Raw genomic sequence first — 26,805 nt, 5'->3', positions numbered from 1 at the left:
ATTATGCGGTATATCAGCACCAGAGGGAGCGCGCCTGCGCTCAATTTCGAGGAAGTGACGCTGGCCGGGCTTGCGTCGGACGGCGGGCTGTATGTGCCGGAGGTGTGGCCGCAATTCACCCGGGCAGAGATCGCCGATATGGCCGGGCTGTCCTATGTCGAAACCGCCGTCCGGGTAATGATGCCCTATGTCGAGGGCAGTCTGGACGAGGACACGCTGCGCCGCCTGTGCGAACAGGCCTATTGCGGGCGGTTTTCGCATGCTGCCGTGACGCCGCTGGTCCAGCTCGACCATCGCCAATGGCTGCTGGAGCTGTTTCACGGCCCCACCCTCGCCTTCAAGGATGTGGCGCTGCAGCTGCTCGGCCTGCTGTTCGAAAAGTTCATGGACGGGCGCGACGAACATCTGACCATCATCGGCGCGACCTCGGGCGATACCGGTTCGGCGGCGATCGATGCGCTTGCCGGGCGCGAAGGCCTCGACATCTTCATGCTGCATCCGCGCGGGCGGGTCAGCGATGTGCAGCGGCGGCAAATGACGACCGTATTGTCGCCCAACGTCCACAACATCGCGATCGATGCCGATTTCGACACGGCACAGGCGCTGGTCAAGGCGATGTTCAACGACCCCGGCTTTTCGGGCCGCTATCATCTCTCGGCGGTCAATTCGATCAACTGGGCGCGGCTGATGGCGCAGGTGGTCTATTATTTCTACGCTGCGGTCCGTTTAGGCGCTCCCGATCGCCCGGTCGCCTTTTCGGTGCCGACCGGGAATTTCGGCGATGTGTTCGCAGGCTATGTCGCAGCGAAGATGGGACTGCCGGTCGCGAAGCTGATCGTCGCGACCAATGTGAACGACATTCTCCACCGTGCGCTCACCAGCGGCGATTATTCCGCCGGAGAGGTGACGCCGACCGCGGCCCCGTCGATGGATATTCAGGTCAGTTCGAACTTCGAACGGCTGAAATTCGATCTGGGCGGGCGCGACGGCGCAGCCATCACGGCGCAGATGGCGGCGTTCGAAAAATCCCGCGCTATCCAGCTGACCAACAGCCAGCGCGAAGGTGCGGCAAAGCTGTTCACCAGCGCGCGGATCGATCCCGATGACATGTCGCTTGCAATGCGCTGGGCCTGGCGTGAGGCGGGGCAGGTGATCGACCCGCATACCGGGATCGGCCTTGCCGCCGCGCGCGACGTCGATCTCGATCCCGCCATCCCGATCGTTACGCTGGCCACCGCGCATGCGTCAAAATTCCGCGATCCGGTGGAACGCGCCACCGGGGTTCGTCCGCAACTGCCCTCGCGCGTCGGCGATCTGTTCGAGCGGCAGGAGCGCTATGAGGTCGTTCACGCCACGTTCGACGATGTGACCGCCCATATCGCGGACCTCGCCACCCCGTCGAAATGAAACTGGTTCAGCTAATCGGAGAGCCGTGGGACGATTACGGCCTGATCGACAGCGGCGGCGGGCGCAAGATCGAACGCTATGGCGACTATCGCTTCATCCGCCCCGAACCGCAGGCGATGTGGCAGCCCGCCTCGCCCGACTGGGACGCGCATGGCGAGTTCGTGCCCGCCTCGGACGAAGATGGCGGCGGGCGCTGGCAATTTGCGCGCGACGTGCCGGAAGCGGGATGGCGGCTCCGCTGGGAAGAAGTGCGCTTCACCGCGCAGACCACGCCGTTCCGGCATCTCGGCTTCTTTCCCGATATGGCTCCCGTCTGGCGCTGGATGCGCGAGCAGGTAGCCGATCTGCCGGAGCCTGAGGTGATGAACCTGTTCGGCTATACCGGCGTCGGCACGCTCGCCATGGCGGCGAAGGGCGCGAAGATGGTGCATGTCGATGCGTCCAAAAAATCGGTCGAGGCGGCACGCGGCAATGCCGCTTTGTCGGGCCTTGCCGATTCGCCGGTCCGCTGGCTGGTGGAGGATGCGGCGAAGTTCGCGGCGCGCGAAGTGCGGCGCGCGCGGCGCTATGACGGCATCCTGCTCGATCCGCCCAAATATGGGCGCGGGCCGGGCAAGGAAATCTGGCAGCTGGAGCAAAGCCTGCCCGGCCTGATCGCCGATTGCCGGCAGCTGCTCGATTCCGATTCGCGCTTTCTGTTCCTGACCGTCTATGCCGTCCGCATGTCGGCGCTGGCGATCGGCGAGCTGGTGCGGCAGGCCTTTGCCGATCTGGGTGGCACGGTCGAGGCGGGTGAGCTGGGCGTGCGCGAGGAAGCGCGCGGACTGTCACTGCCGACCGCGATTTTCGCCCGCTGGTCGCGGTAATCGGGCGGAAGGCCCACTACTCATCAGACAATATGGCTGTATTGCGATGTGGCGGCTGCGAATTTATCAGTGCGCTGCGACAAATTGAAAGCGTCCGATTACAGGACAGGACTTGCACTGTACTATTACAGAATAGCGAATCCTGCACGAATATGGTTGAAAGAGCTTAGCCCGAAAGGGTGGCGGGACCGAGCGCCGACTGGATAAGAACAGCATCGTGCTCCCCTTGCTTCGCGGTTTGTTTGTTCCCTGTTGCGTACAAACCGGCGTCGGTCCCGCCTCACTTCCCCTCCGCTCCTGCTCAAGCCCTTTTGACACGGCGAACGCTGCGCCACGTCGTCCGTCTGATCCGTCCCGCTCGCTTCGCGCGGAAGGCTCTGATAGCCTTTGCCGATGGTCACACCGCATCAGAGCCGCGCCGTCACTGCGCTGAAGATCCATTGCCCGGTCGATGAAGCGACATTCCATCTGCTGAGCGCAGGCGACATTGCGACAATCGATCCGGATTGCGCGCTTGCCCGGATCATCGACATCGTCCGCAGCGACAATCCGCTCGGCGATTTCGGGCTCTACAAGGCGGTATTCGAACTTTCGGCCGGCCGGGAGGTGTTCACGCCCGCAGCCGATGCCAACCCCGCGCTCGGCACGGCAGGGGAACCCATCGCCTCGCCGACCGCGATCCTGACCGTCTATATCCCGGACGACGTGCCGCAGGCAGCGGTTTCGACCGCGCTGGACGCGATTTTGGCGGCGCACCCGTGGGAAGTGCCCGTTATCGAGGTCAGAAAGACCGAATTGCTGCTGCGCCGCTAAACTTTTAATCTCTCGCCAGCTTCATCGCCAGGCCAGCGACGAACGGCGCGCCCGCGACGAGCAACAGGCTCACTGCGCCCAGCAGTTTCAGCGCACCGGGCGCTGCCGCGATCGATCCCGCCCCGAAGATCAGCAGCGGTATCGCGAGCGGCAGCATCACCAGCCCGGCGACAGCCCCTGCCCCGCGCAGCCCTGCGGTCAGCGCCGCCGTCGCCACTCCCAGCGCGGCGAGGCCGGGGCTGCCGATGAGCAGGCCGATCTCGATCCGCACCAGCGCAGCGCCGTCAGCGCCGAGCAGTGCCGCCGCAATCCCGCTCGCCAGCATCAGCAGCGGCGCGAAACCGAGCCAGTGGCCGACCATCTTTGCCGCCGCGATCGTCGCATCGGCCATGCCGCGCACGACAAGCTGGTCGATCGTGCCGTTCTCCAGATCGGGCGCGACCAGCCGCTCGACCGGCAGCAAGGCGGCCAGCAGCGCCGAAGCCCAGATCACGCCCCCGGCGACACGCGCCAGCAGCGCGCTGTCTGGCCCCAGCGCGAAGGGAAACAGGATCGCGACCAGCAGGAAGAATGCGATGGGCAGCACCAGCCCGCCTTGCATCCAGGCGCGGCGCAATTCGCGCGCGACGAGGGTGAGAAAGCCGCTCATCCCGCCCCCAGCAGGATTTCCTGCGCGCGCGGCACGGCGAGCGGCAAATGGGTGGCGAGCACGACTGCCCCGCCCGCTTTGCGGTGGCGGGCAATGGCGCGCTCCAGCGCCTCGACCGACACGCTGTCGAGCCCGTTGGCGGGTTCGTCGAGCAGCCAGGTGAGCGCATCGGCGGCAACCACGCGCGCCAGCCCGGCGCGGCGCCGCTGCCCGGTCGAGAGCAACCGCACCGGCACCTCGGCCAGTTCCGCCAGACCGAAGGTGTCGAGCGCTGCGGCGACTGCCGCATCCCTGTCGCGCTCGCTGTCATCGAGCCGCGCCCAGAAGCGCAGCGCACGCGCCAGCGGCAATTCGGGGTCGAGCGCCGCATCCTCGGTAATCAGCGCGCGCGGCGGGGTATAGGCGACAATCCCTTCATAGGGTTTGAGCAGCCCGGCCGCGATTCGGATCAGGCTCGATTTGCCTGCCCCGTTCGCCCCGCGCACCAGCGCCGCGCCGCCCTTTTCCACCGCGAAGGAAAGCCCGGCGAACAAGGTCCGCCCGCCGCGAACACAGGTCACGTCGCGAAAGGCGAGCGCCCCGCCGGGCATTATTCGCCCGCCCCGGACGAATCCTCCAGCGCATGCATATCGTCATCCGACAGGCCGAAATGATGGCCGACCTCATGCACCACGATGTGCGTCACCAGCCGTTGCAGATCGACGCCGGTATCGTGCCATTCGGCTAGAATAGGTTTGCGATAAAGGCGAATCTGGTCGGGATAGCTCGCCACGTCCCATGCCGATTTCTCGCCGATCGGTCGGCCATGATAGACGCCCGACAATTGCATCGGATGGGTGAGCCCGACCGCGGCCAGCGTTTCGGCGTCGGCAAGCTCTTCCACGCGCAGTACGACATTGGCGAGATGATCGGCAAAGGGCGGCGGAATCCGCGACAGCGCGATTTCCGCCATCCGCTCGATATCGCGCGCATCGGGCAGCGCGCCGGAGAAATCTTGTGCCGCCATCCGAAAATCCATAGGCGCTGGCGCAGCGATACGGCAAGGAGGATGCGATGGTGGAGCAATTGAGTCAGGCGGAACGCGAGGATGCGCTCGACGGCCTGCCCGACTGGGACCATGACGAGGCACGCGATGCGATTGCGCGCAGCTTCACTTTTGCCGATTTTTCGGAAGCGTTCGCATTCATGACTCGCGTGGCGCTGCTCGCGGAAAAGGCGGACCATCACCCCGAATGGTCGAACGTCTATAATCGCGTCGAAATCCTGCTCACCACGCATGACGCGGGCGGCCTGTCCGAGCGCGATATCGAAATGGCGCAGGCGATCGACGCGCTGGTGGATTGAGGACGCGATGCGGATCGAATCATGGCGGCTCGCCCCTGCGGATGCGGGCGATGCCGGGCGGCTGGCGCTGGTCGGCGCGGCAAGCTTTCTCGATGGCTTTGCCGGGATCATCGGCGGCGACGCGATGGTGGCGCATTGTGCGACGAAGCATAACGCGGAATATTATCGCGACCTGCTCGCGCCTGAGGGGAGCAAGGCCTGGCTGATCGAGGCAGTACCGGGCGGCGCTCCGCTCGGCTATTGCGTGCTGACCGCGCCCGACCTTCCCGTGGCCGGCGAAGGCGATTTAGAAGTGAAGCGCATCTACACCCTGTCGCAACTGCATGGCAGCGGCGCGGGCGCGGCGATGATGGCAGCCGCAATCCACGCCGCGCGCGAAGCGGGCGCAAAGCGGCTGATGCTGGGCGTCTATGCCGGAAACGAGCGCGCGATCGGTTTTTATCGCAAATATGGCTTCGAACCCGTGGGTAAGCGGCAATTCACCGTCGGGGATCAGGTCTGCGACGACCTGGTGTTGGCGATGACGTTATAGGTCGGGATAAGGTTTCCCGAGTCGGTCCGAAGCGACCGGCGTGGCGGCCAGCGATTGCCCCGTTCGGCCCCAGCCATCAGCGCCGCGGCTGGCGCGGCAAGTCCCGAATGATCCAGCTGTGATTCTCCGCGATATAGGATCCCACCGGGCGCCCTGATGGTGTGCGCGATGGTTCGTAGCGGAACCGTTGTTCGATCAGGCGACAGGTGATGGCGTCGATCGCGCGATTGCCGCTGGGGCGCTCGATCTGACAATCGCCCACACTCCCATTGGGGAGCACACGATAGATCACGCCGACGGTCAACTCGCCCTGCCGCGCGGTCGCGATGACATCGACGGGCAAATCGGCGATGCTCAGCCGCCCGCCGATACGGTGCGGTGGCGAATTGGCGCCGCCACCGCCGGACCCGTTGCCGCTTCGCCCGCTGCCCGTCCCCTCGCCTTCGCCGCCGGCACCGGTACCCGGGCCGGGGACATCGGCATTGCCGCTGGTCGAATCGCTGCCGCTCGCCGCTTTGGTCGCGACGGGGATTGGCGGCGGGTCGGGTTTGAGCACCGGGGGCGGTGCCTGCACCTCGGTCGCGCGTGTAGTGACATTGGGCGGCGCCGATGCGCCTTCCTCCCGTTTCGTGCGTTCGCGCGGCGGCTCGGTGTCGGGCTGCGGCGGGGGCGGATCGGGCGGTGCGACATTGAAGGTTTCCAGTGCCTTCTGAACGCGCGTGCCGGGTTGCTGAACGACCAGCCCGCCAAGCAGTGCCGCGCCGAGCCCCAAAACAACGACCAAAGCGCCGGACGCACCGACCAGCCGTTCGCGGCGCGTGGCGGCGCGATAGCTCATCGGGCGGGACGGGGTGTCGCTTCATTCATACCGCAATCAACCACCGGATGCGGCGCTTTGCTCCGGTGCTTACCCGCCCCTGCGCATCTGCTTTCGGATCTTGCCCGGCAGCCAGCGCGCGGCGAACTTCATCCGCTTCGCCGTCTTGCCGATTACCGTGTGAAGCGTGTCGCCCTGCACCGCCTGCCATGCCTGTTCGGCGACCTGTTCGACCGGCGTGAATTCAAGGCCGGCCCGGCGCACCCGATCGCGTACCGTCTCGTTCGACGCCTCGACGCCGCGGTCGAGCAGCGGCGTATCGATGAAGCCCGGCATCAGCGATCGGACGCGTATCCCCTCGCCATGCCATTCGCCGTCCAGCGCTTCGGTAAGCCCGCGCACCGCGAACTTCGTCGCTGAATAGATCGCAGCGCCCGAGGTGCCGTAAATTCCCGCCGCCGACGCTGTGTTGAGCAGGCACGATCCGGGCGTTTTGCGGAGGAAGAAATAGCCGATGCGCGCGCCCAGCGCGACACCGGTAAAGTTGATCGCAATGATCCGTTCGATATCTTCCAGATCGGTCTCACCGAACGGCCCGCCCAGAGCCACGCCCGCATTGTTGAACAACACGTCCAGCCGGTCGCCGGTGCGTTCGGTGAAATCGGTCAGTTCCTCGACCCAGCCATCGGCGTCGCGCACATCCATGACATGGATCGAAGCGCAGCCTTTGGGAAGCAATGCCGCCGTCTCCGAAAGCCCCGCCGAATCGACATCGGCAAGCCCTACGGCCCAGCCTTCGCGCGCGAAACGCTGCGCCACGGCGCGGCCGATTCCCGACGCCGCGCCGGTGATGAAAATCGCCTTTGTTCCGGCCATGGTCGCGTTCCTTCTCCAATCATTTTGACCTTGCCGCGCTCATCCCGCACAACGGCCCCTGATGCCAGAACAATCGTATCCGCGCGGCCCGTCGGTCGCCTTTGACCGGGTCGGCAAGACCTATGACGGCGCGGTGCGAGCGGTGGAGGACGTGACGCTGACCATCGCCGGGGGCGAATTCGTGGCGCTGGTCGGCGCTTCGGGTTCGGGCAAATCGACGCTGCTCAAAATGATCAACCGTCTGCACGAACCGAGCAGCGGCAGCGTGTCGATCGGCGGTGAGCCGGTGAATTCGGTACCGGTCCATGAACTTCGTCGCCGGATCGGCTATGTCTTTCAGAATATCGGCCTGTTCCCGCATATGCGCGTGGGCGAAAACGTGGCCATCGGCATGCGGCTGAAAGGCGAGAAGCAGGACGAAGCGCGGATCGCCGAACTGCTCGAACTCGTCGAATTGCCACGCGAATTTGCGGCGCGCATGCCCGATGCGCTGTCGGGCGGGCAGCGGCAGCGGGTGGGCGTCGCCCGAGCGCTTGCCACCGAACCGAAACTGATGCTGATGGACGAACCCTTCGGCGCGCTCGATCCCGTGACGCGCGACACGCTGGGTCAGGCGGTGCGGCGGCTGCACGACCGGCTGGGCCTCACCACGATCATGGTGACGCATGACATGGCGGAGGCACTGCTGCTCGCCGACCGGATATTGGTGATGGAGGCGGGAAGGATCGTCGCTGACGGCGATCCGCACGCCATGCTGACCGGCAAGGGCGGCGCGGCAGCGGATGCGCTCGTCGCGGTGCCGCGCGAACAGGCGCATCTCCTTTCGCGGCTGGAGCAGGGCGAATGAACGCCGCATGGTCCCGCATCCCCGATCTGCTCGCCCAGCATATCCTGCTGACCGCCGCTGCGCTGCTGCTCGGCCTCGCCATCGCACTGCCGCTCACCATCTGGTCGGCGCGCAATCAGGCGGTGGCGCGCGTGACGCTTGGCTTTGCCAGTCTGGTGCAGACGATCCCCGCGCTTGCCCTGCTGGCGCTCTTCTATCCGCTGTTGCTGCTCATGTCGGGGCTGGTCGGCGGCGGGATACCGGCGCTCGGGTTTCTCCCCTCTCTGCTCGCACTGGCGCTCTATGCACTGCTGCCGATCCTGCGCAACGGGGTGACCGGCCTCGTCAATCTCGATCCGGCGGTAGTCGAGGCGGCGGATGCGGTCGGCATGACAGCGCGGCAAAAGCTTTGGCTGGTCGAGGCACCGCTCGTCGTGCCCGTGCTGATGGCGGGGATCCGTACCGCAGCAGTATGGACGATCGGCGCGGCGACACTGGCAACGACGGTGGGGCAGCCGTGCCTTGGCGATCTGATCTTTGCCGGGTTGCAAACGCAGAACTGGACGCTGGTGATCGCCGGCTGCATTGCATCGGCGGCGCTGGCGCTGATCGTCGACGCGCTGCTGGGAATGGCCGAGAACGGGCTGCGGCGGCGACGGCGCGTTCAGGTCTGGGCAGCGCTGGGGATGCTCGTGCTGGGCGTCGTGGCGGCGATCTGGCCGGTGCTGCCGACCGGCGGCGCGGAGAAGCGCGTTGTGGTGGGCGCGAAAGGGTTCGGCGAACAATATATCCTCGCCCGCATGATCGGCCATCGGCTGGAGAATGCGGGCTATCGCGTGACCTATCGCGAAGGGCTGGGATCAGCGGTGGTGTTCGGTGCGCTGGCGAGCGGCGATATCGACGTTTATGTCGATTATTCGGGCACGATCTGGACCAACGAGATGCATCGCACCGACACGCCTGACCGCGCGGCGATCGTGAAGGGCGTCGGGCAGTGGGTGGCAAAGACGCACGACATCCGCCTGATCGGCCCGCTGGGGTTCGAAAACAGCTATGCCTTTGCCATGCGGGGCGCGGATGCGAAGCGGCGCGGGATCGAAACGCTGACCGATCTGGTGCCGCAATCAGGCGAGATGAACTTCGCCACCGATCTGGAATTTCTCGAACGGCCCGAATGGGCGGCGGTGAAGCGCGCCTATCCGCTGCATTTCCGCAGTGCGCAAGCCTATACGCCAAGCTTCATGTATCGCGCGCTGGAAAGCGGAAAGGCCGATGTGGTCAGCGCCTTTTCGTCCGACGGGCGGATTGCCAAACTTGGGCTGAAGGTGCTGGGCGATCCGCGCCATGCCATTCCCGGCTATGACGCGATCCTGATGGTGTCACCCCAACATGCCGACGATCAGCGCTTCATCGCTGCGCTTCGCCCGCTGGTGAACGCCATTCCCGCCGATGCGATGCGGCAGGCCAATTACATGGTCGATCGCGATACCGACAAGGTCAGCGCCGATACCGCCGCCCGCTGGCTGGAGCGGCGGATCGGGCTTGCTTCCGGTAAATAGCGCGCCGCCCCGGATCAGTGCCCGGCGGCGGGCTTCGCGGTGCCGAGCTTGTGCACCGGCGCGCGCGCCGCAGCGAGCGAGAAGAGCACGAGCAGCGCATAGGCCGCAGCAGGAACGATGAACGCAGTGATATAGCTGCTATGCCCCGACACTACCCCGGTCAGCGCGGGCAATGCCGCGCCGCCGACGATGGAGAAGCACAAAAAGCCGGACGTTGCCGCCTCGCTGGCGGTCGAGCGCTCCAGCGTCAGCGTGAAGATCACCGGGAACATGATCGAGTTGAACAGGCCGATGCAAAGCGCCGCATATCCGGCGACCGACCCGCCGAACGCGAATATGTATAGACATATCAGACAGGCCGCCGACGCGAAGAAGGTCATCATCCGCGCAGCAGGCAGCCGGGTGAGCAGCGCCGATCCGATCAGCCGCCCGACCATCGCACCGCCCCAGTACAGGCTGACCATCTTGCCCGCCTGTTGCAGCGGGATCGAGAGCACATCGTCGCTGTTGAGGAACAGCGCCATCTGCGTCCCGATCGACACTTCGGCGCCGACATACAAAAAGATCGCCGCGCCGCCGAGCAGCGTCCAGCGCGAGGTGAGCGCTTCGGAAAGCACCGCACCCACGCCGCGCCGTGCGACCTCTTCTTCCGGCTTGGGCGCCGCGCGCGTAATCAGGCCGCGCATCGCGAAGATGAACAGCGCCAGCAGCGCGATAAGTCCTGCGATCCACAGGAAGGCTGAATCGATTCCGGCAAGCGCCCCTGCCCGCACTTCGTCGGTCAGGCGAACGCCCTCCTTCACTTCGACGCCGTTCAGGAACAGCGTCGCGCCCAGCCAGGGACCGATAAAGGTGCCGACGCTGTTGAACGCCTGGCTGAAGGTCAGGCGGAAATGGTTGCGATCGGGATGGCCGAGCACCGCCGCAAGCGGGTTCGCCGCGACCTGAAGAATGGTGATGCCGCTCGCCGTGATGAACAGACCGAGCAGGACCAGCGAATAGGTTTCGATATTGGTCGCTACCAGCATGGTAAGGCACCCGCCGATCATCAGCATCAGCGCGATCAGCACGCTGGGCACCGATTTCATGCGCGCGACCAGCCCGGCGGCAGGAAAGCTCATCACGCCATACGCGATGAAGAATGCCGAAGCGCTTAGCTGCGCCTGAAGGTCGGTGAGCGTGAAAATGCCCTTCACCGCCGCGACCAGCGGATCGACCAGCGAGGTGATAAACCCCCAGGCGAAGAAAAGCGTGGTGACCGAGGCAAATGCCAGGGTCGTGGTCGCCGATCGGCGGTCGTCGGTCAAATTGCTCTCCCTTGTCTTTCAAACTGTTACCATTGGCCCGGAACGGCCCTTACACGGCAGAAACCATCAGGGAAAGCAGGCGTCAGCCTTATTACCGGTTGACGCACGGATCGCGCGCATACCGCCGCTTCAACCGCTAACCGGAAATGTGCGATATGTTGAAAATACCTACCCTGCTCCGGTCGGTAGCAAAGCCCGCTATAATCAGGAATAACTCCGAAGGTCCGGAAGCTTTGCACTGTTGATGGACGCGGAGCGATCGGAGCCTTGCGATGCCTTTGTCGTCATTGTGAGAGGTTTGCCGTCCTTGCCGCCCAAGTTCAGCCTTATCGGACCGAAGCGGCAATTTCTCGCATTTGTCGCCTTGCCGGCACTTGTCTTCGCTGCGGGCCTGATATGGTTCGCCATCTGGAGCCTGTGGGTCACGGCGGACAGGACCGATCGGGCGATCCGCGACCAGCAGGTGGGGGAAGTTCATTCGGCCATCGGCGCCACGCTCGATGAACTGGCGCAAAGTCAGGCCGGCGTGGCGATATGGGACCTTGCGATCGACAATCTGCAAAAGGACAGGATCGATCTCGACTGGTTCGACCAGAATGTCGGCATCTGGTTCCACTATGTCTTCGGCCATGAGCTGGATATCATTGTCGATGGAAAGGACCGGCCGCTTTACGCGATGCACTGGCGGACACGCGTGTCGCCGCGCATTTTCGAGACGGTGAAACCCGACCTTGCGCCGTTGATCCATGCTGTCCGCAGCGAAAGCGGGCGCGCAGCCAACCCGCATGAACGGCTCGCCAACCGCCCGCTATCGGGCGATACCAGCGTGCGCACCTCCGCCGCCGCCATACATGCCACCGATCTGGTTTCGCTGAACGGCCAGCCGGCAGCGGCAAGCGTGATGCGCATGGTCCCGGATTCACGTTATAGCGACGCGCCGCCCGGCCAGGAGCCGCTGGTGATCAGCGTGCGCTATCTCCAGACCGGGCTGATGCGGCGCCTTCGGCAGGAGCGCGGAATCGTCGATGCACATGTCAGCGACAAGCCGGTCCCCTCGCGAGAGGGCTATTTCAGCGTTCCGCTGACCTCCTCGCAGGGGAAAAGGATCGGCTATTTCACCTGGCGTCCCGCTATGCCGGGCGAGGCGATTTTGCGTTCGATGCTGATCAAGGGCAGTGCGGCGCTCGCTGCGCTGCTTGCGCTGCTGACGGCGCTGGTCGCCGGCGTCGGCTGGCTGATGCGCCGCGACGCCCGCTCGATCGAAGCGCTCAAACAGACTCAGCTCGAACTTCAGGCGAAAGAAGCGCAGGCGCAATATCTCGCCAATCACGATCCGCTGACCTCGCTGCCCAACCGCGCGGCCTTCAGCAAGGCAGTGGATGAAGCGATCGCCCGGATCCGCAACGGCCGCCTGCTCGGCGTGTTGCTGATTGATCTCGACCGGTTCAAACAGGTCAACGATACGCTGGGCCATCTGGCCGGGGACCGGCTGATTCAGGAAGTCGCTGCCCGGCTTTCGCATGTGGCGGGAGAGGATGATATCGTCGCACGGCTGGGCGGCGACGAATTCGCCATCTGCGTGACCGATTGCGGGAATCGCGATGCGTTTGCTTGCCTTGCACAGGCCGTGCTTGCCGAATTGCGACAGCCGTTCGAAATATTGGGAACGACCGTGCATGTCGGGGGGAGTATCGGCATTTCGGTCTGCTCTTCCGCCGTCTCCGATCGCGTCGAGCTGCTGCGCAAGGCGGATATCGCCATGTATCGCGCGAAAGAGGGCGGCCGTGACGGCTTTCGCTTCTTCGGCGTGGAAATGGATGAAAGCATTGCGCGCCGTCGCGAACTGGACGCCGATCTGCGCATCGCGCTGGAAACCGGCGAGGGGCTCTATGTCGCGTATCAGCCCAAGCTCAGTTCGCGCGGCAACAGGATTGTCGGACTGGAAGCGCTGGTCCGCTGGACCCACCCGCGCCACGGGCCGCTGGCACCCGATGCCTTCATTCCGGTGGCGGAAGAGAGCGGCCTGATCGATCAGCTGGGCGAATGGGTACTGCGCGAAGCGTGCCGCGTCGCGCGCAAATGGCCCGGCCTGTCGGTCGCGGTCAATGTCTCTCCGGTCCAGTTTCGCGGCACCGATATGGCGCTGCGTATCCATAAGATCGTGTATGAAGCGGGGGTAAGCCCGCGACAGATCGAGCTGGAAGTGACCGAAGGCATCCTGGTCGAAGATGATGAGGAAGTGCGCGGCGCGATACAGCATCTGCGCGCCGCCGGCTTCCGTATCGCACTGGACGATTTCGGAACCGGCTATTCCAGCCTCAGCTATCTGAAGAAATTCACCGTCGACCGGATCAAGATCGACAAGAGTTTCGTCAAACGGCTGGGCCAGGAGCCCGAAGCGATTGCCATTGTACAGGCAGTGATCGCGCTGGGCCATGCCATGGCGCTGTCAGTTACCGCCGAGGGCGTGGAAACCAGCGAACAGGAGCGATTGCTGCAAACGGCTGGATGCAACGAACTACAGGGTTTCCTGTTTGCCCCTGCCCTTCTGGAGGCAGAGCTGGCCGAATGGCTGGAACGCCCCTTCCAGCCGCGCATCGCCGACGGAGGCGCAAAGGCCCGATCGGCCTGACGCGTAAAGAGCGGTTTGCGAACTGATTGCTTCAGATCGGCCGCTCTGGATTCTTGTTCTGGCGCATTTTCTGAATCGTCAGGTGATGCCACCTGACCGGAAAATGCTTAGAGCGGCTTACGCGGCGTGTGCAGGGTCACGCCATGGTCGATCAGCGTTTTCGCGGCAACGGCCTGCAACGCTTCGGCCTCATCCGGCGACAGGCCAAGGTCGGACGCCGCGCGCTCTCCGCGGCCAAGGCTGCGCGGGTCGCGGCCGGTGACTTTGCCGAACACGGTCAGCGCTTCGAGATAATAGCCCGGCGTATCGGCGTGATACTGGTCATAGCTCCACAGATCGAGCTTCCCGAACTCAATCCCGTCATAAGGGTTCGGGTCGGCAATCCCCTCGGCAAAGGCGCGGTTCCACGCCTCGCCCACCGGCACCACGCCGGTGATCGCCTTGCTCTTCCGGTCGATTTCAACCGAGGCTGACTGAAGATCGTCGGCCATTGCGTTCACCGGCTTTCCATACCAATGGCCCTGCGGCTGATAGGTCTGATCGGCGCGCGTCCAGGTGGCGGTCAGCTCGACATCAGCCTTTTCATTGCGTTTCTTCACCATCCGCGCGATCGCATCGGCGGCGGCGGCGTGGCGCTTCGGGTTGCCGGGATCGCTCGCATCCAGCGTGCTATATCCCTGCAGCACGACGGCATCCCAGACGCGATCGATCTCCGATCTGCGGTTGGCGAGATGCCAGTCCAGCCCCTTGCCCGGCGACGTTTCCAGGCTGACCACCCAGTTCAGCCCCGCCTGTTCGACAAAGGTGGCGAACAGCGCAGGCACACCGCCAACGCCATCGCCGTTGAGGTCGTGCACGATCCCGGGCCGATAGCGATGCACCGGCGACAGCGCGCCGAACGTAAAGCTGTTGCCGACGAACAGGATGTGCCGGGGTGCAACACGCTCCTGCTGGTCGACCTGCGCCTGCGCATGCGGACGGGCAAAGGCCGTCGCGCCGCTCGTCATTGCAAGCGCCAGAAAAACGGCGCCGATTGCCTTTTTGATTGCTGTCATCCCTGTACCAGTTCGAAGCTGCCCGAAACGCCATCGGCCTGTGCCGAGGGCGCGATCCATAACCGAAAGCTGCCCGGCTCGACGGTCAGGCGTTCATCGATCCCGATAAAGGTGAGTTGATCGCGAGTCAGGCGGAATTTTACCTGTTTCGCCTCGCCGGGGCGAAGCGCGACCTTCTGAAAGCCCTTCAGTTCACGAACCGGCCGGGTGATGCTCGCCGCCATGTCGTGAATATAAAGCTGCGCAACTTCCTCGCAGGGGCGACTGCCGGTGTTGCGCAGCGTCGCGGTGATTTCCAGCGCACCGTCCCATGCCATGCGCGCGGGCAGGTTCAGGTCCGAATATTCGACCTTGCCATAGGTAAGGCCATGGCCGAACGGGAAACGCGCCTCGTTCGGAATGCCGCGGAAATGCGCCTTATAGGGCTGTAGCGGCCCTTCGGGATTCGGGCGACCGGTCGATTTATGGCTGTAATAATAGGGTTCCTGCCCCGTGGCATAGGGAAAGCTGACCGGCAGGCGTGCCGACGGGCCTTCCACCCCGAACAGAATATCGGCGGTTGCCGGGCCGCTTTCGGTGCCGAGAAACCAGGTGACAAGGATCGCCTGCGCATCGAGCAGCGGCGCTTCCAGTTCCATCGCACGGCCGTTTTTCAGAATGACGACCATCGGCTTGCCCAGCTTCGCGACTGCTTCGACCAGCCGCATTTGCGGCTTCGGCAGCGTGATCGCGGCACGCGCCTGCGCCTCGCCCGACATATTGGTCGCCTCGCCCACCGCCAGCAGCACGATATCGGCGGTGCGCGCGGTGGCGAGCGCCTGTTCGATGCCGCCGTCGATCGCTTCCTCGACACCCGAGCCGAGCGCCGTGGTGACCAGCTTCGGATCTGCGACGGCGGCGCGAATGCCGGTGGCGAGGTCGACCGCCTGCGCATCCGAACCATAGACGTTCCACGGTCCGATCAGGTCATGCTGTCCCTCGGCAAAGGGTCCGATGATCGCGATATTCCTGCCCGAACGCGGCAGCGGGAGAAGGTCGCCTTCATTTTTGAGCATCACGATCGAGCGCCGCCCGGCTTCACGCGCCAGCTTGCGCTTTTCGGGCGTGAGGATGCGCTGCTTTTCGCGCGCCGGGCTGATTCGGCGGAACGGATCGTCGAACAGGCCGAGCTTTGCCTTGACCGCGAGCACCCGTCGAACCGATTCGTCGAGCCGCTCCATCGGCACCTCGCCCGAGCGAACGAGGTCGGGCAGATGCTCGCGGTAGAAACCCGACTGCATCGACATATCTACCCCGGCCATAAAGGCGAGGCGCGTCGCGTCGCGCGCATCCTGCGCAAACCCATGCGCGATCAGCTCCTCATCGCCGGTATAATCGGAAACGACGAACCCGTCGAAACCCCATTCGCTGCGAAGCACTTCCTGCATCAGCCAAGGATTGGCGGTGGCGGGAACGCCCGAAATCTCGTTGAACGCCGCCATGGTGCTGAGCGAACCGGCATCGAACGCAGCCTTGAACGGCGGCAGATACACTTCGCGCAGCGTCCGCTCCGAAATATCGACCGTGTTATAGTCCAGCCCCGATTCGGCCGCGCCATACGCCGCGAAATGCTTGGCGCAGGACAGCACCGCATCGTCATCGGTCAGCGCCTTGCCCTGAAAGCCATGGACGCGGGCAGCGGCCATCAGCTTGCCCAGATAGACATCCTCGCCCGATCCCTCGACGCCCCGGCCCCAGCGCGCATCGCGGGCAATGTCGACCATGGGCGCGAAGGTCCAGTCGATCCCGGCGGCGGCGGCCTCTTCTGCTGCGGCGCGCGCGGTGCGGCGGGCAAGATCGGGCTCAAAGCTCGCGGTTTCGCCGAGCGGTACCGGGAACACCGTGCGAAAGCCGTGAATGACATCGGCCGCGAAGATCAGCGGGATGGGAAGCCGTGCCTCCTCCATCGCCGCGCGCTGCATGCGCTGCGCCATCTCAGCACCATTGCCGTTGAACACGCCGGTAAGCTGCATCGCGCGCACCTGCTCCAGCTGTTCGTCGAAGCTCGCCTTGGGCGCGATGGGGTTCAGCGCATTCGCAGCGCCGCCCGCCCATGCGGCGGCCATGATCTGAAGCTGGCCCGCCTTTTCCTCGACCGTCATCCGGCCGATCAGCGCCTCGACCGACCGGGGCAGCGCCAGCGCATCGGCCGCTAAGGCGCGGGTCAGCGCGCGCGCCGGGCTCGCGGCCCAGGCGGTGGTGACAGCGGCCCCCATCAACAGGGCGCGGCGCGAAACAGGCTTTTTATCCATTGCTTCCCTTTTCCGATTATCTTCGGCAATCTTTCGACGACCTGAACGGCTCATCTTTCTGACACCGGACCTGTGTAACCGGTTACAATTGGGAAAGCGAGCCATGTTCGGACCATGTGACGAGGACGAACATGAACAAGCGATCGGCCACCATCCGCGATGTGGCACGCGAAGCCGGAGTTTCGGTAGCGTCGGTCTCGCGCGCGCTGAACGGGCAGAGCAATGTCACCGAGGCGACCCGCGAGCGGGTGCGTGCTGCGGCGGCGCAACTCGGCTATGTGCCGCATGTCGGCGCGCGCAATCTCAGCCTCGCCCGGTCGGGCGCGATCGGGGTGGTGCTGCCCGATCTGCACGGCGAGTTTTTCTCTGAGGTGCTCCGCGGGCTGGACCGGGGCGCCTCGGCGCATGGATTTCAGCTGCTTCTGTCGAACATGCATGTCGATTCCGAACTGTCCGCCGCCGCGATCGGTGCGATGAACGGCAGGGTCGACGGGCTGGTCGTCATGGCGCCGCATCTGCCGCCGAACCTCCTCGCGGCCATGCTGCCGCCCAATGTACCCGCCGTGGTGGTCAATCCGGTCGGAGAGGTTCCGCCCGCGGCGCAGATCGTCCGGGTCGACAATGTCGCGGCAGCGCGCGCGATGACCGAACATCTGATCGATATCGGCAAGCGGCATATCGTTCATCTGCGCGGACCGCGCGGCAATATCGAATCCGATCTTCGCGAACGCGGCTATCGCGACGCGATCGCAGCGGCGGGCCTGACCGCGCGCGTGCTGGAAGGCGATTTTACCGAAGAGGGCGGAATCGCGGCGGCACGCACGCTGATCGCGGACCGACAGGGCGCGGACGGGGTTTTTGCCGCAAACGATCTGATGGCGATCGGTGTCGTTCCAACCCTGCGCGATGCGGGGCTGAACGTGCCCGAAGATATCGCGGTCGGCGGGTTCGACGACACGCCGCTCGCCCGGCTGGTGACGCCTGCGCTCACCACGATGCGGATCGAGATGGTCGATCTGGGGCTCGACGTTATCAACCGGCTGGTCCGGCTGATGGAAAGCCGAGAACCCGATGCGCCCTATCTCCGGCTGCCCGCGCTGGTGGTTCGGCAAACGACCGGCGCCGCGCATGCCTGATCGCCGAATCGAGAGAACCCCGAAACGTTGAAAAAAACAGCGGGGACGCGATGGCACGCGTCCCCGCCAAGGGGGGAAATCAGAAGCTGAACCCGGCGGTCAGCTTGATCGTACGCGGCGGATTCCCGCCGACGCTGTACCCGGTCCGCTCGCCATAAACGGTCGGCGAAGCGGTGGTGCGGCTATTGTCGGTCGGATCATTGTTGAAATCGACATAGTTGCGGTCATTGAACAGGTTGATGATGTCCACGCGGAACCGCAGCTTGGTCTCGTCATTGATCAGGCCGATCGGCACATATTTGGTCAGCGCCACGTCGATCTGCCGCTTGCCCCAGCGATCGCCGTTCGATTCCGCAAGCTTTGAGACAAAGGTCCGCGACAACGGATCGCGGCTATCGAGAAGGGCACGCAGATAGGTCGGCGATTGCAGCGTCAGACGACCCGACAGGCTGAGGCCCCACGGCACATCGACACTGCCCGCCGCCACGAAGCGATGGCGCGGAACGCCGGTCGTCCGGGTGAAGGGATAGTCCTCGATATGCGGCATATCGAGCGAATAGGTGCTGAGCCCGTTATCCTCGGCCTCCGTATAGGTATAGGTCGCATCGAGGCTCCACGGTGAGCTTGCCGAATAGCTCTTGGTGAACTTCAGATACGCCGAATCCTGCCGGGTCTCCAAACCGTTGACACCAAGCAGAATGTTCGAAAACCCCGGCGGGGTGAAGCGGAAGGGCGAGGTAATCACGCCGGTATTGGGATCCGGCGTATAGAAGCTGCCGTCCGGCGCACGGTTGCCCAGTTCGAACGTAAAGCCGTCCTTGCTGACCACGCGCAGATAGCCAACTTCAAGCTGGACTGCGTTGAACCGCGAACGCAGGCCAAGGCTGTACTGGTCCGAATAGGGCGTCTTCAGCTTGTTATCCATATAGCGGATTTCGCGCGCACCGGCGGTCACCGTCGACAGAAGCTGATCGCGGCCTTCCTGAGTCAGATAGACCGGGTTCCATGCCAGACAGGTTGCACTCGCACTCGCCGGCGTACAGGTGCTCAGCGGATCATTGTTGAAGAACTGGAAGATACGCCGCGGATAGGCACCCCCGCTGCGCTCCTGCTGCAGGAAGTCGAACTGCGTCCGGTCATAGGACCGGCCATAGCCGCCGAACACCGTGAAGCGGCCCGCTTCGTCGATCTGATAGCTGAAGCCGACGCGCGGCTGGAACGCACCGGTGAACGTTTTACGATTGCTGCCGTTCGAGATATAATCGTTGATGTTGTAATCGGCATTGGTGATCGCCGGATAATTTTCGGGCGAAATCGCCCGAAGCGCATCGTCTGGCGTCACGAAATCGAGATAGGCCGGATTCTTCTCATAATCCCAGCGGATGCCGAGGTTCAGAGTCAGCCGATCGGTAACGTCCCAATCGTCCTGAATATACGCGCCGAACTGGAAGGTGTCCGAATTGATGCGCGGATCGACCCCCGGAGGCGAGGCTCCGAACTGCAGTTCATAGGGCGTGGTATCGTTGAAACCGGTCGAACCGGGCACCACCGCATTATACAGATAGACCGGGTTGAAATAATTGAGCTGGAGCGATTTCAGCTCGATCCAGCGACCGACCGCGCCGACCTTGATCGTATGGTTGTCGAACCCGGTCCAGGTGAAATCCTCCTGAACGGTCCAGCCCTTCTGACCCTTGTTCTGATAGCCCTGGCTCGGCCCGATCTTGAACAGGTCCGCGCGATTGAAATTATTGCCGTTCTGATTGATCTGCTTGAAGCTCTGCGCGATGCCGAACGATGTCGGCGTCGGTGCCCATTTCACGTCCTGATAGGAAACGCGAAGCTCGTTGACCCAATTATCCGCGGTATGCTGCCAGCGGCCAAGCGCGCGCAGTTCCGTTGTGTCGGTATCGGTGCGCGATTCATAGGCGTTCGAACCGCTATCGATGCTCTGCCCGGTTTCCTTACGATATTTCACCGAGAATTCGAGCAGATCGGCCGTGGTCGGCGCAACATCGATCTTGCCGAAATACAGATCTTCGTTGAACTTGCGGTTATAGGCGCCGAAAATATCCTGATATTCGCTCGGGATCGTGCTGACAGCCACGCCGTTGCCCGGCTGAATATCGACCGGGACCTGCTGACGCTTTCCTTCATAGGTCACGAAGAAATGCGCGACATCCTTGATGATCGGACCGCCCAGCGCGCCGCCGAACTGCATGTCGCGCGTGTCGACCTTGTCAGTCTGGTTCTGGATTTCGATCGGCCGCTTGGCGCGCATATCCTGATTGGTGAAATCGACAAAGCCTTCACCATGAAACTCATTGGTGCCCGACTTGGTCACCGCCGTGATCGCGACTGAGCTTACCTGATCGAACTCCGCCTTATAGTTGGAGCTGATAACGCGATATTCGCCGATGGCGAGCTGCGGGAAGGGATTGCCCTGCGTCGAATCCTGACCGGTAATGCCGTTTTTAAGGACATAATCCTTCTGGCTGACGCCATCGATAAAGACATTGACCGAATTGCTGGCCTGCGCGCCGCCGCGAATGCTCGAATTGCCGTTCGCACCCGTGTTGAACTGCACACCCGGTGCCAGATCGGCAAAGGCAAGGAAGTTGCGGTTCACCTGCGGAAGCTGATCGATCAGCCGTTCGGTGATGTTGACGCCGACTTCGCCGCCTTCCAGCGTCCGGATGCTGCTGCCCGTCACGACGATATCGTCGGCAGCGCCCGCATCGGCGACAGCTGCGTCATCCACGTCACCCGTCGGTTCTGCGGCCGCAGCGTTCGATTTGGTGAGGTCGAGATTGAGCTGCGCATTCTGGCCGACGAGCAGCTGGAAATTGTCGGTATTGCGGCTTCCCTGCTGCTGCTGGATTTCCATCCGGTAGGTGCCGGGACTTATCGAAGCGAAATTATAGCTGTTGTCCGCGCCGACCTGTACGGTGCGGCGGAAGCCGGTATTGACCTCTACGATGGTGACCTGCGTAGCCGGATTGCCGGCTTCGGTCGTAATCACGCCGCGCAGCGATGCCTGGCTCTGCTGCGCCCATGCGGGGACCGCCGGGACCACCGCCGCCGCCGTGCCGAGCAGCAGCGCCGCCAGCCGCGTCAGCCGCGCGCGTCCTTCTGTTGCAAGTTTCCGCTTCATCCTACCCTGTTCCTTCCTGAACGTTCGCATGCCCATCATCGCCAAATATGTCGCCGCGCCTCAGCGTCGGACCGCATGGGATGCCTGATGGACCCGTGTCTTGTTTCGCGCGCCCGTCGGACCTGCAGGCCATCGGACACAAACCATTGCTGTTGGAGTTTCGCCCTCTTCTCTTCCGCCGCCGCGTGCGTTCGCGATCTTGCTCTGACCGGATCAGATATGCTCCCACCGGCCATGTAACCGGTTACAGCATCGTTTTGCGGCGCGCAAGATATTTGCTTGCGCGCCGGTCGGACAGAAAGTGCCTCCTCCGCGATCAGCGGAGGAACTATTTACAGCAAAAAGAAAAAATCTGATTTCCTGTCCGGATGCCTTCGTCCCGCTGTATCTGTAGAAATATGAATCTTTTTGATTTCATCCGACCGCGACCAGACCGCTCTACAAACAAAAAAAGCGGCAAAGGAAACAGAGGACATGGAAGAGCAATTAGGACGTTTTAAGATATCGACTAAGATATTGGCGCTGCTCATATTGCTGAGCGCGGTCACGTTCGGCATCGCGATCATGGGATCGCGCGCCATGAACCAATCTAACGAAGATTATTCGGTACTTACCGATCACGTCCTGCCCGCCAATACCAAACTCGCCCGGGTAAATCGCCTCGCGCTCGCAATGGTATATGCGGGATACCGTGCGCTGGTCTATGACGGCAATTCGAAGGAAGCGCGCACAGCCGTCGAAGAGGTCGAAAAGGACTATACCGACGTAAAGGCGCTTCTTACCGAGATCGAAACACTTGACCCTTCGGCGTCTGACAAGGTCCGCGAGATCAGCACCGAGATTGACGCCATTTATGCGAGCGTGAAACAGTCGGTGCCCTTCAGCCTGCGTAACGATTCGCCCCGCGCGACCGCCTTTCTGGGACAGGCGGACCCCCGGGTTGTAGCGCTGTCGGCAAACCTTGCCAATTTCAACAACGGGCGGATCGAAAAAGCGACAGAAACCTCGACCCGGTTAAGCGATGACGCCGCCTCCACTTCCTTCCGGATGATGGTGATCAGCGCGATCGCCGCGCTGTTCGGCATCGGCGTCGGCTATATGGTATCGCGCTTCGGCATCACCACGCCGGTTCAGCGCCTTCAGGAAACCATGGGCGCACTGGCGAGCGGCAACAACAGGGTCGATGTTCCCGGCACCGATCGCGCCGACGAACTGGGCAATATGGCAAAGGCGGTGCTGGTATTCCGCGAAAACGCCGTGGCTCAGGAAAGATCGCAGGCTGCCAAGGCGATCGCCGATGCCGAACAGCGCAAGGTCGTCGAAGCGCTGGAAACCAATCTGGTCCGGCTTGCCGATGGCGATCTGACCGCATCGATCGATGTCCCGCTGGCCCCCGAATATGAATCGGTGAAGGTCAATTTCAACGCCGCGACCGGCGCGCTGCGCAGCCTGATCGGCACGGTGACCGAAAGCGCGAACAATATCCGTACCGGATCGAATGACATCGCGGCCGCGTCCGAAGACCTTGCCCGCCGCACCGAAAGCAATGCGGCGAGCCTCGAAGAGACATCGGCGGCGATCGCGCAGATGAACGATCGTCTGAAGACCAGCGTCACCGCGTCGAACCGTACGGTGGAACGTGCCGACGGCGCGCTGGCGACCGTTTCGAACGGCCGGGCCATCGCCGATGAAACCGTGGCTGCGATGGACCGGGTATCGGAAGGTGCCAAGGGTATCGACAGCGTGATTGAGGGGCTGGACAAGATCGCGTTCCAGACTCGCGTCCTTGCCATGAACGCCGCGGTCGAAGCGGGCCGTGCGGGCGAAGCGGGCCGCGGCTTCGCAGTGGTTGCCGATCTCGTCTCCGCGCTTGCCATGCGGTCGGAAGAGGAATCGAACCGGGCGCGTACCCAGCTGACGGCGACGCAGGGCGATATCCGCTCCGCCGTGGAGATGGTACACAAGGTCGATCAGGCACTGGGCGGCATCGCCACCGACGTCGGTGAAGTCCATCAGCTTCTGGGTCAGATGGCTGCTGACAATCAGGCACAGGCAGCAGCTATTTCGCAGATCAGCGTCGCGATCGGGACGATGGACCAGTCCACCCAGCAAAATGCCGCGATGGTCGAGGAAACATCGGCCGCGGCGCGCAACCTGAACGGCGATGTCAATTCGCTCGCCGATCAGGCGACGAAGTTCAAGATCGGCAACAGCGATTATCACGCGATGATACGCACTGCCGCCAGCCATCAGCGATCGGCGGCAATGCTTCACTGATCGCCGTAACATTCCTATCCTTTGCAAAGGGCCGTCCGGCATGGTTCGGGCGGCCCCTTTTTTTCACCTTCCTGTAGTCGGCCCGATAGCCCGGATCGGCGCAGGGCGGCGCCCTTTCCCCGGCATGGCCCGGGCCCGACCGGCCCACACTAATTGCTAACCAATCGCGATAATTGGAGAATTGGTATCACGCCCAGCGCGTGGACTTGTTGCGCAATCACCACAGTTGCGGGGTAATTTCCGAATCCGGGACATAATATTGTAGCCAATTGGGTATATTGTGGTTTTATTTTGCCGACGAATAGGCATACCAATGTGACGGGCTCGCCCATAACAAGCCGCACGAAGCGGCATGACCCGCAGCCATGAGGGGCGTCGTTCGGGCGTCGAGGGACTTGAGGAGGTATTTATGAAGGGTTTGCGCAATCTGATACTCGTAACGACTTCGGTCGTCGGTCTGGCCAGCGCCGCACAGGCGCAAACCGTGCAGGCGGACTCGCCCGCCAATGCGCAGACCCGGTCGGATAGTCAGGCCACCACCGCCCCGACCGAAGCGGATACCGCGAACGACATCGTCGTCACCAGCTATGCGCAGAGCCTTCGCAACGCGATCGATATCAAGCGGAACGCCAATGCTGTGGTCGATGCGATCTCAGCCGAAGATATCGGCAAGTTTCCCGACCGCAACGTGGCCGAATCGCTGTCGCACATCCCCGGCGTGTCGATCGACCGCCGTTTCGGTGAGGGTGAAAAGGTCGCCATTCTCGGCACCGATCCCGCACTGAACCGGATGCTGCTCGACGGCCATGCGCTCGCCACCGCCGACTGGGGCGGCAATGACAATGACCCCTCGTCGCGGACCTTCAACTATTCGCTGCTCGCACCCGAACTGGTCGACCGGCTCGAAGTGTATAAATCGCCCGAAGCGCGGCTTGAGGACGGCAGCCTTGGCGGCACGGTCATCGTGCGCACACGCCGCCCGCTCGACCTCGACGCCAATTCGATTTTCGCATCCGCCGGCTATTCGTACAATGACCGCGCGGACAAGGGGAATATCCGCGGATCGGGCCTGTATAGCTGGAAGAACAAGGACGAGACGTTCGGCATCCTGCTCGCCGGCACCTATGACCGCCAGCAGCTTGTCCGTTCGGGCGTCGAATTTTTCGGCTATGAACAGGGCGCAGGCCGCTTTTTCCAGACTCAGCAGGATGCGGACGGAAATTCGGTGCTTGTCCGCGGCGCCGATAACCAGCCGGTCCTCAAAAATCCCAACGCAACCGTTTCGGGCGGCTCGCGTCAGGATCTGGCCGACGCCTATCTGCCGTTCGGCATCAACTATGCCTATTTCCAGCAGAAGCGCGAGCGGGCGAGCATTGCGGGCACCGTCCAGTATCGTCCGACCGACGATCTGACGTTCACCGTGACCGGCCTGCACATCAAGGGCAATTACAACAATTACAGCCAGTCGATGTACACCATCCCGGGTGCATGGACCGGCGATGTCCTGCAATCGGCGACGGTGTCGAACGGTGTCGTCACACAGGCGAGCTTTGGCGCAGCAAACAGCCAGAGCGCGCAGCTCGATACGCTGGTGCGCCGCACGTCGCTGAAGACCGACAATCTGAACTTCTTCGCCGATTGGGAAGGCGATGGCGGGGCGAAAATTTCGTTCGCAGGCGGCTGGAGCAAGGCGACCGGCGGGCGCAATCCCGAATATCTGTTCAATGTGCAGACGAAACTGCCGTTCAGCTATGCCATCACGCCGACCTCGGCAGAGGTCAATTTCGTCGGCGATCCGACCGACCCCGCCAATTATTTCACCAACCCGAACAACAATGACGCCACGATCGAAGGCAAGCCCGTCATCATCAACGGGCAGCAGCTGAATGCGGCGCAGATCGGCGGTCTCGACTATAGCGTTACCACCGACCGCGATGCGTTTGGCGGTTTCGACGCGACGCTGCCGCTGCAGGGCGGCGGAATCTTCACTGACCTTTTGATCGGCGCGCGGGTGACCGATCATGTCAACCGCATCGATGCGCGCGGCGTGAACACCTATTTGCAGCAGTCGCTGACCGGCGATCAGCTGGGCGTCGACACGCTGGTGACTCCGTCGGGCGTGTTCGACGGCACCGGCGGCAGCGGCAATGCGACCCAATATCTGAACCTGCCCGATCAGGCGGTGATCGACATTCTCGCCAATGCGATCAACACGCCGCTGATCAACAAGGTCGGCGCATCGAGCAGCGTTCGTGAAAGCACGGTTGCCAGCTATGTTCAGCTGAATTTCGACAGCAGCGGATTCCGCGGCAATCTGGGCGGGCGTCTGGTCTATACCCGCGACATTTCGCGCTATGCGCTGACGCTGCCGACGACAGAGAATCCCAATCCGGTCCCGGTCCCGACGCGTACGTCGACCGACTATCTGAAGTTCCTGCCGGCGTTCAATATTGCCTATGAAGTCACGCCCGACCTCATCCTGCGCGGTGCTTTCGCCAAGGTGATAGCGCGGCCGCGCTATCAGGATCTGGCAGCGTCGATCACGCAGAACGACGTCACGTTCGATGCCGGCGGCGGCAACCCGAACCTGAAGCCGTACGAATCGAAGAATTACGAGCTGACGGCCGAATATTATCCGAAGCCGGGCGCGCTGATTTCGCTCGAACTCTATCGGCGCGAGATCGACAATTACATCGTGAACACCCGCGTCGAAGGCGTGTCGCTGTTCAACTCGCTTCAGGGGCAGGTCGTCAGCGGCTATAGCGTCTCGCGTCCGATCAATGCGGGCAAGGCCAAGGTCAACGGCGTGCTGATCAACGGTCAGGCCGAAATCTGGGGCGGTTTCGGTATTCAGGCGAACTATTCTTATCAGGATAGCAGCACCAGCACGGTGATTGCCGATTCCGCCGTACTCAACCTGCCCTATCTTTCGAAGCATACGGTCAATGTGATCCCGTATTTCGAAAGCGGACCGTTCCAGGCGCGCGTGAACTATAATTATCGTTCCGCCTATTTCCGCACGATCGGCCGTCTCGGCTCGCAGGAAATGGTCGCGCCGTACAGCCAGCTCGACGCGCAGATCGCATATTCGATCACGCCGAACGTCACCGTGACGCTGAACGCGCAGAACCTGCTCGACGAAACCTATCTGCAGTATAGCGGCACGCGCGATCGCCCGTCGGCTTTCTACAAGAACGGCCGTACGTTCGTCGCGAACATCTCGTTCCGCATGTAATCCGGCGCGCATAGCCCCGCGCGCTTCCC

Annotated in this window: 21 protein-coding genes; 11 read left to right on the top strand and 10 right to left on the bottom strand. The window is 63.1% G+C overall.

From position 1 onward, the window contains the following. Window positions 1-3 precede the first annotated feature (3 nt). The 3 genes from thrC (at window position 4) to EV664_RS11015 (ending at window position 3,086) form a co-directional block, all read left to right on the top strand. Window positions 4-1,407: a threonine synthase gene (gene thrC, locus EV664_RS11025; protein WP_133495776.1), complete on the top strand. Its 1,404-nt coding sequence runs from the start codon at window positions 4-6 to the stop codon at window positions 1,405-1,407. Then, window positions 1,404-2,273 (top strand): class I SAM-dependent methyltransferase, encoded by an 870-nt coding sequence (locus tag EV664_RS11020; RefSeq protein ID WP_133495775.1) that lies wholly within the window; start codon window positions 1,404-1,406, stop codon window positions 2,271-2,273. The genes thrC and EV664_RS11020 overlap by 4 nt, the downstream gene beginning before the upstream one ends. Before the next feature lie 393 nt (window positions 2,274-2,666). After that, entirely contained in the window at window positions 2,667-3,086 is a 420-nt protein-coding gene (locus EV664_RS11015; protein ID WP_133495774.1) for a hypothetical protein, read from the top strand. 4 nt (window positions 3,087-3,090) lie between these two features. Here EV664_RS11015 and EV664_RS11010 read toward each other — a convergent pair whose 3' ends face one another. From EV664_RS11010 to EV664_RS11000, 3 genes are read right to left on the bottom strand one after another with little or no spacing between them, the layout of a single operon-like run. Beyond that, window positions 3,091-3,735 (bottom strand): heme exporter protein CcmB, encoded by a 645-nt coding sequence (locus EV664_RS11010; RefSeq protein ID WP_133495773.1) that lies wholly within the window; start codon window positions 3,733-3,735, stop codon window positions 3,091-3,093. Next, entirely contained in the window at window positions 3,732-4,325 is a 594-nt protein-coding gene (gene ccmA / locus EV664_RS11005; RefSeq protein WP_133495772.1) for a heme ABC exporter ATP-binding protein CcmA, read from the bottom strand. Before ccmA ends, EV664_RS11010 begins: the two co-directional genes overlap by 4 nt. Then, window positions 4,325-4,741, bottom strand: a complete 417-nt coding sequence (locus EV664_RS11000) for a metallopeptidase family protein (RefSeq protein WP_188656408.1) — start codon at window positions 4,739-4,741, stop codon at window positions 4,325-4,327. Before EV664_RS11000 ends, ccmA begins: the two co-directional genes overlap by 1 nt. 17 nt (window positions 4,742-4,758) lie before the next feature. Here EV664_RS11000 and EV664_RS10995 point away from each other — a divergent pair, with 17 nt between their 5' ends. Both EV664_RS10995 and EV664_RS10990 read left to right on the top strand, forming a co-directional pair. Then, on the top strand, window positions 4,759-5,079 hold the full coding sequence (locus tag EV664_RS10995; RefSeq protein ID WP_268237675.1) for a 4a-hydroxytetrahydrobiopterin dehydratase: 321 nt from the start codon (window positions 4,759-4,761) through the stop codon (window positions 5,077-5,079). A gap of 7 nt (window positions 5,080-5,086) precedes the next feature. Continuing rightward, the gene (locus EV664_RS10990; RefSeq protein WP_133495769.1) at window positions 5,087-5,611 is read left to right on the top strand and encodes a GNAT family N-acetyltransferase; all 525 of its coding nucleotides are present in this window, start codon (window positions 5,087-5,089) and stop codon (window positions 5,609-5,611) included. Window positions 5,612-5,687: 76 nt separating this feature from the next. Here EV664_RS10990 and EV664_RS10985 read toward each other — a convergent pair whose 3' ends face one another. Together EV664_RS10985 and EV664_RS10980 are read right to left on the bottom strand one after the other, a co-directional pair. Then, window positions 5,688-6,449, bottom strand: a complete 762-nt coding sequence (locus EV664_RS10985) for an energy transducer TonB (RefSeq protein ID WP_229668226.1) — start codon at window positions 6,447-6,449, stop codon at window positions 5,688-5,690. A 69-nt stretch (window positions 6,450-6,518) separates the two neighbouring features. Next, window positions 6,519-7,304 (bottom strand): SDR family oxidoreductase, encoded by a 786-nt coding sequence (locus tag EV664_RS10980; RefSeq protein WP_133495768.1) that lies wholly within the window; start codon window positions 7,302-7,304, stop codon window positions 6,519-6,521. 61 nt (window positions 7,305-7,365) lie between these two features. Here EV664_RS10980 and EV664_RS10975 point away from each other — a divergent pair, with 61 nt between their 5' ends. After that, window positions 7,366-8,151 (top strand): ATP-binding cassette domain-containing protein, encoded by a 786-nt coding sequence (locus EV664_RS10975; RefSeq protein ID WP_133495767.1) that lies wholly within the window; start codon window positions 7,366-7,368, stop codon window positions 8,149-8,151. Further along, entirely contained in the window at window positions 8,148-9,689 is a 1,542-nt protein-coding gene (locus tag EV664_RS10970) for an ABC transporter permease/substrate-binding protein (protein WP_133495766.1), read from the top strand. Before EV664_RS10975 ends, EV664_RS10970 begins: the two co-directional genes overlap by 4 nt. A 14-nt stretch (window positions 9,690-9,703) precedes the next feature. Here EV664_RS10970 and EV664_RS10965 read toward each other — a convergent pair whose 3' ends face one another. Next, window positions 9,704-10,996, bottom strand: coding sequence for an MFS transporter (locus tag EV664_RS10965; RefSeq protein ID WP_133495765.1), 1,293 nt, complete (start codon window positions 10,994-10,996; stop codon window positions 9,704-9,706). 307 nt (window positions 10,997-11,303) lie between these two features. Here EV664_RS10965 and EV664_RS10960 point away from each other — a divergent pair, with 307 nt between their 5' ends. Continuing rightward, window positions 11,304-13,628, top strand: a complete 2,325-nt coding sequence (locus EV664_RS10960; RefSeq protein WP_162848825.1) for a putative bifunctional diguanylate cyclase/phosphodiesterase — start codon at window positions 11,304-11,306, stop codon at window positions 13,626-13,628. Window positions 13,629-13,735: 107 nt separating this feature from the next. On the opposite strand, the gene EV664_RS10955 is transcribed toward EV664_RS10960, so the two are convergent. Both EV664_RS10955 and EV664_RS10950 read right to left on the bottom strand, forming a co-directional pair. Then, window positions 13,736-14,683, bottom strand: coding sequence for a DUF4886 domain-containing protein (locus EV664_RS10955; RefSeq protein WP_133495763.1), 948 nt, complete (start codon window positions 14,681-14,683; stop codon window positions 13,736-13,738). Beyond that, window positions 14,680-16,974: a glycoside hydrolase family 3 N-terminal domain-containing protein gene (locus EV664_RS10950; protein WP_133495762.1), complete on the bottom strand. Its 2,295-nt coding sequence runs from the start codon at window positions 16,972-16,974 to the stop codon at window positions 14,680-14,682. Before EV664_RS10950 ends, EV664_RS10955 begins: the two co-directional genes overlap by 4 nt. Before the next feature lie 131 nt (window positions 16,975-17,105). On the opposite strand from EV664_RS10950, the gene EV664_RS10945 reads away from it, so the two are divergent. Next, entirely contained in the window at window positions 17,106-18,110 is a 1,005-nt protein-coding gene (locus EV664_RS10945; RefSeq protein ID WP_133495761.1) for a LacI family DNA-binding transcriptional regulator, read from the top strand. Window positions 18,111-18,189: 79 nt separating this feature from the next. On the opposite strand, the gene EV664_RS10940 is transcribed toward EV664_RS10945, so the two are convergent. Next, the gene (locus EV664_RS10940) at window positions 18,190-21,264 is read right to left on the bottom strand and encodes a TonB-dependent receptor domain-containing protein (protein WP_133495760.1); all 3,075 of its coding nucleotides are present in this window, start codon (window positions 21,262-21,264) and stop codon (window positions 18,190-18,192) included. Between the two features lie 332 nt (window positions 21,265-21,596). Continuing rightward, window positions 21,597-21,845, bottom strand: coding sequence for a hypothetical protein (locus tag EV664_RS19230; RefSeq protein WP_162848824.1), 249 nt, complete (start codon window positions 21,843-21,845; stop codon window positions 21,597-21,599). Here EV664_RS19230 and EV664_RS10935 point away from each other — a divergent pair. Both EV664_RS10935 and EV664_RS10930 read left to right on the top strand, forming a co-directional pair. Beyond that, window positions 21,739-23,541: a methyl-accepting chemotaxis protein gene (locus EV664_RS10935; protein ID WP_133495759.1), complete on the top strand. Its 1,803-nt coding sequence runs from the start codon at window positions 21,739-21,741 to the stop codon at window positions 23,539-23,541. The two genes, EV664_RS19230 and EV664_RS10935, sit on opposite strands and share 107 nt — an antisense overlap. A gap of 409 nt (window positions 23,542-23,950) precedes the next feature. Then, window positions 23,951-26,776, top strand: a complete 2,826-nt coding sequence (locus tag EV664_RS10930; protein ID WP_133495758.1) for a TonB-dependent receptor — start codon at window positions 23,951-23,953, stop codon at window positions 26,774-26,776. Window positions 26,777-26,805 lie beyond the last annotated feature (29 nt).

The organism is Stakelama pacifica, assembly GCF_004361835.1.
GTDB lineage: Bacteria > Pseudomonadota > Alphaproteobacteria > Sphingomonadales > Sphingomonadaceae > Sphingomonas > Sphingomonas pacifica.
The sequence above is the reverse complement of the archived record's forward strand: the minus strand, read 5'-3'. Positions and strand labels throughout refer to the sequence as shown.

Coding starts and splice junctions, on each gene's coding strand:
- thrC (WP_133495776.1), top strand. CDS start 4: ATGCGGTATATCAGCACCAGAGGGAGCGCGCCTGCGCTCAATTTCGAG.
- EV664_RS11020 (WP_133495775.1), top strand. CDS start 1,404: ATGAAACTGGTTCAGCTAATCGGAGAGCCGTGGGACGATTACGGCCTG.
- EV664_RS11015 (WP_133495774.1), top strand. CDS start 2,667: ATGGTCACACCGCATCAGAGCCGCGCCGTCACTGCGCTGAAGATCCAT.
- EV664_RS11010 (WP_133495773.1), bottom strand. CDS start 3,735: ATGAGCGGCTTTCTCACCCTCGTCGCGCGCGAATTGCGCCGCGCCTGG.
- ccmA (WP_133495772.1), bottom strand. CDS start 4,325: ATGCCCGGCGGGGCGCTCGCCTTTCGCGACGTGACCTGTGTTCGCGGC.
- EV664_RS11000 (WP_188656408.1), bottom strand. CDS start 4,741: ATGGCGGCACAAGATTTCTCCGGCGCGCTGCCCGATGCGCGCGATATC.
- EV664_RS10990 (WP_133495769.1), top strand. CDS start 5,087: ATGCGGATCGAATCATGGCGGCTCGCCCCTGCGGATGCGGGCGATGCC.
- EV664_RS10985 (WP_229668226.1), bottom strand. CDS start 6,449: ATGAGCTATCGCGCCGCCACGCGCCGCGAACGGCTGGTCGGTGCGTCC.
- EV664_RS10980 (WP_133495768.1), bottom strand. CDS start 7,304: ATGGCCGGAACAAAGGCGATTTTCATCACCGGCGCGGCGTCGGGAATC.
- EV664_RS10975 (WP_133495767.1), top strand. CDS start 7,366: ATGCCAGAACAATCGTATCCGCGCGGCCCGTCGGTCGCCTTTGACCGG.
- EV664_RS10970 (WP_133495766.1), top strand. CDS start 8,148: ATGAACGCCGCATGGTCCCGCATCCCCGATCTGCTCGCCCAGCATATC.
- EV664_RS10955 (WP_133495763.1), bottom strand. CDS start 14,683: ATGACAGCAATCAAAAAGGCAATCGGCGCCGTTTTTCTGGCGCTTGCA.
- EV664_RS10950 (WP_133495762.1), bottom strand. CDS start 16,974: ATGGATAAAAAGCCTGTTTCGCGCCGCGCCCTGTTGATGGGGGCCGCT.
- EV664_RS10945 (WP_133495761.1), top strand. CDS start 17,106: ATGAACAAGCGATCGGCCACCATCCGCGATGTGGCACGCGAAGCCGGA.
- EV664_RS10940 (WP_133495760.1), bottom strand. CDS start 21,264: ATGAAGCGGAAACTTGCAACAGAAGGACGCGCGCGGCTGACGCGGCTG.
- EV664_RS10935 (WP_133495759.1), top strand. CDS start 21,739: ATGGAAGAGCAATTAGGACGTTTTAAGATATCGACTAAGATATTGGCG.
- EV664_RS19230 (WP_162848824.1), bottom strand. CDS start 21,845: ATGGCGCGCGATCCCATGATCGCGATGCCGAACGTGACCGCGCTCAGC.
- EV664_RS10930 (WP_133495758.1), top strand. CDS start 23,951: ATGAAGGGTTTGCGCAATCTGATACTCGTAACGACTTCGGTCGTCGGT.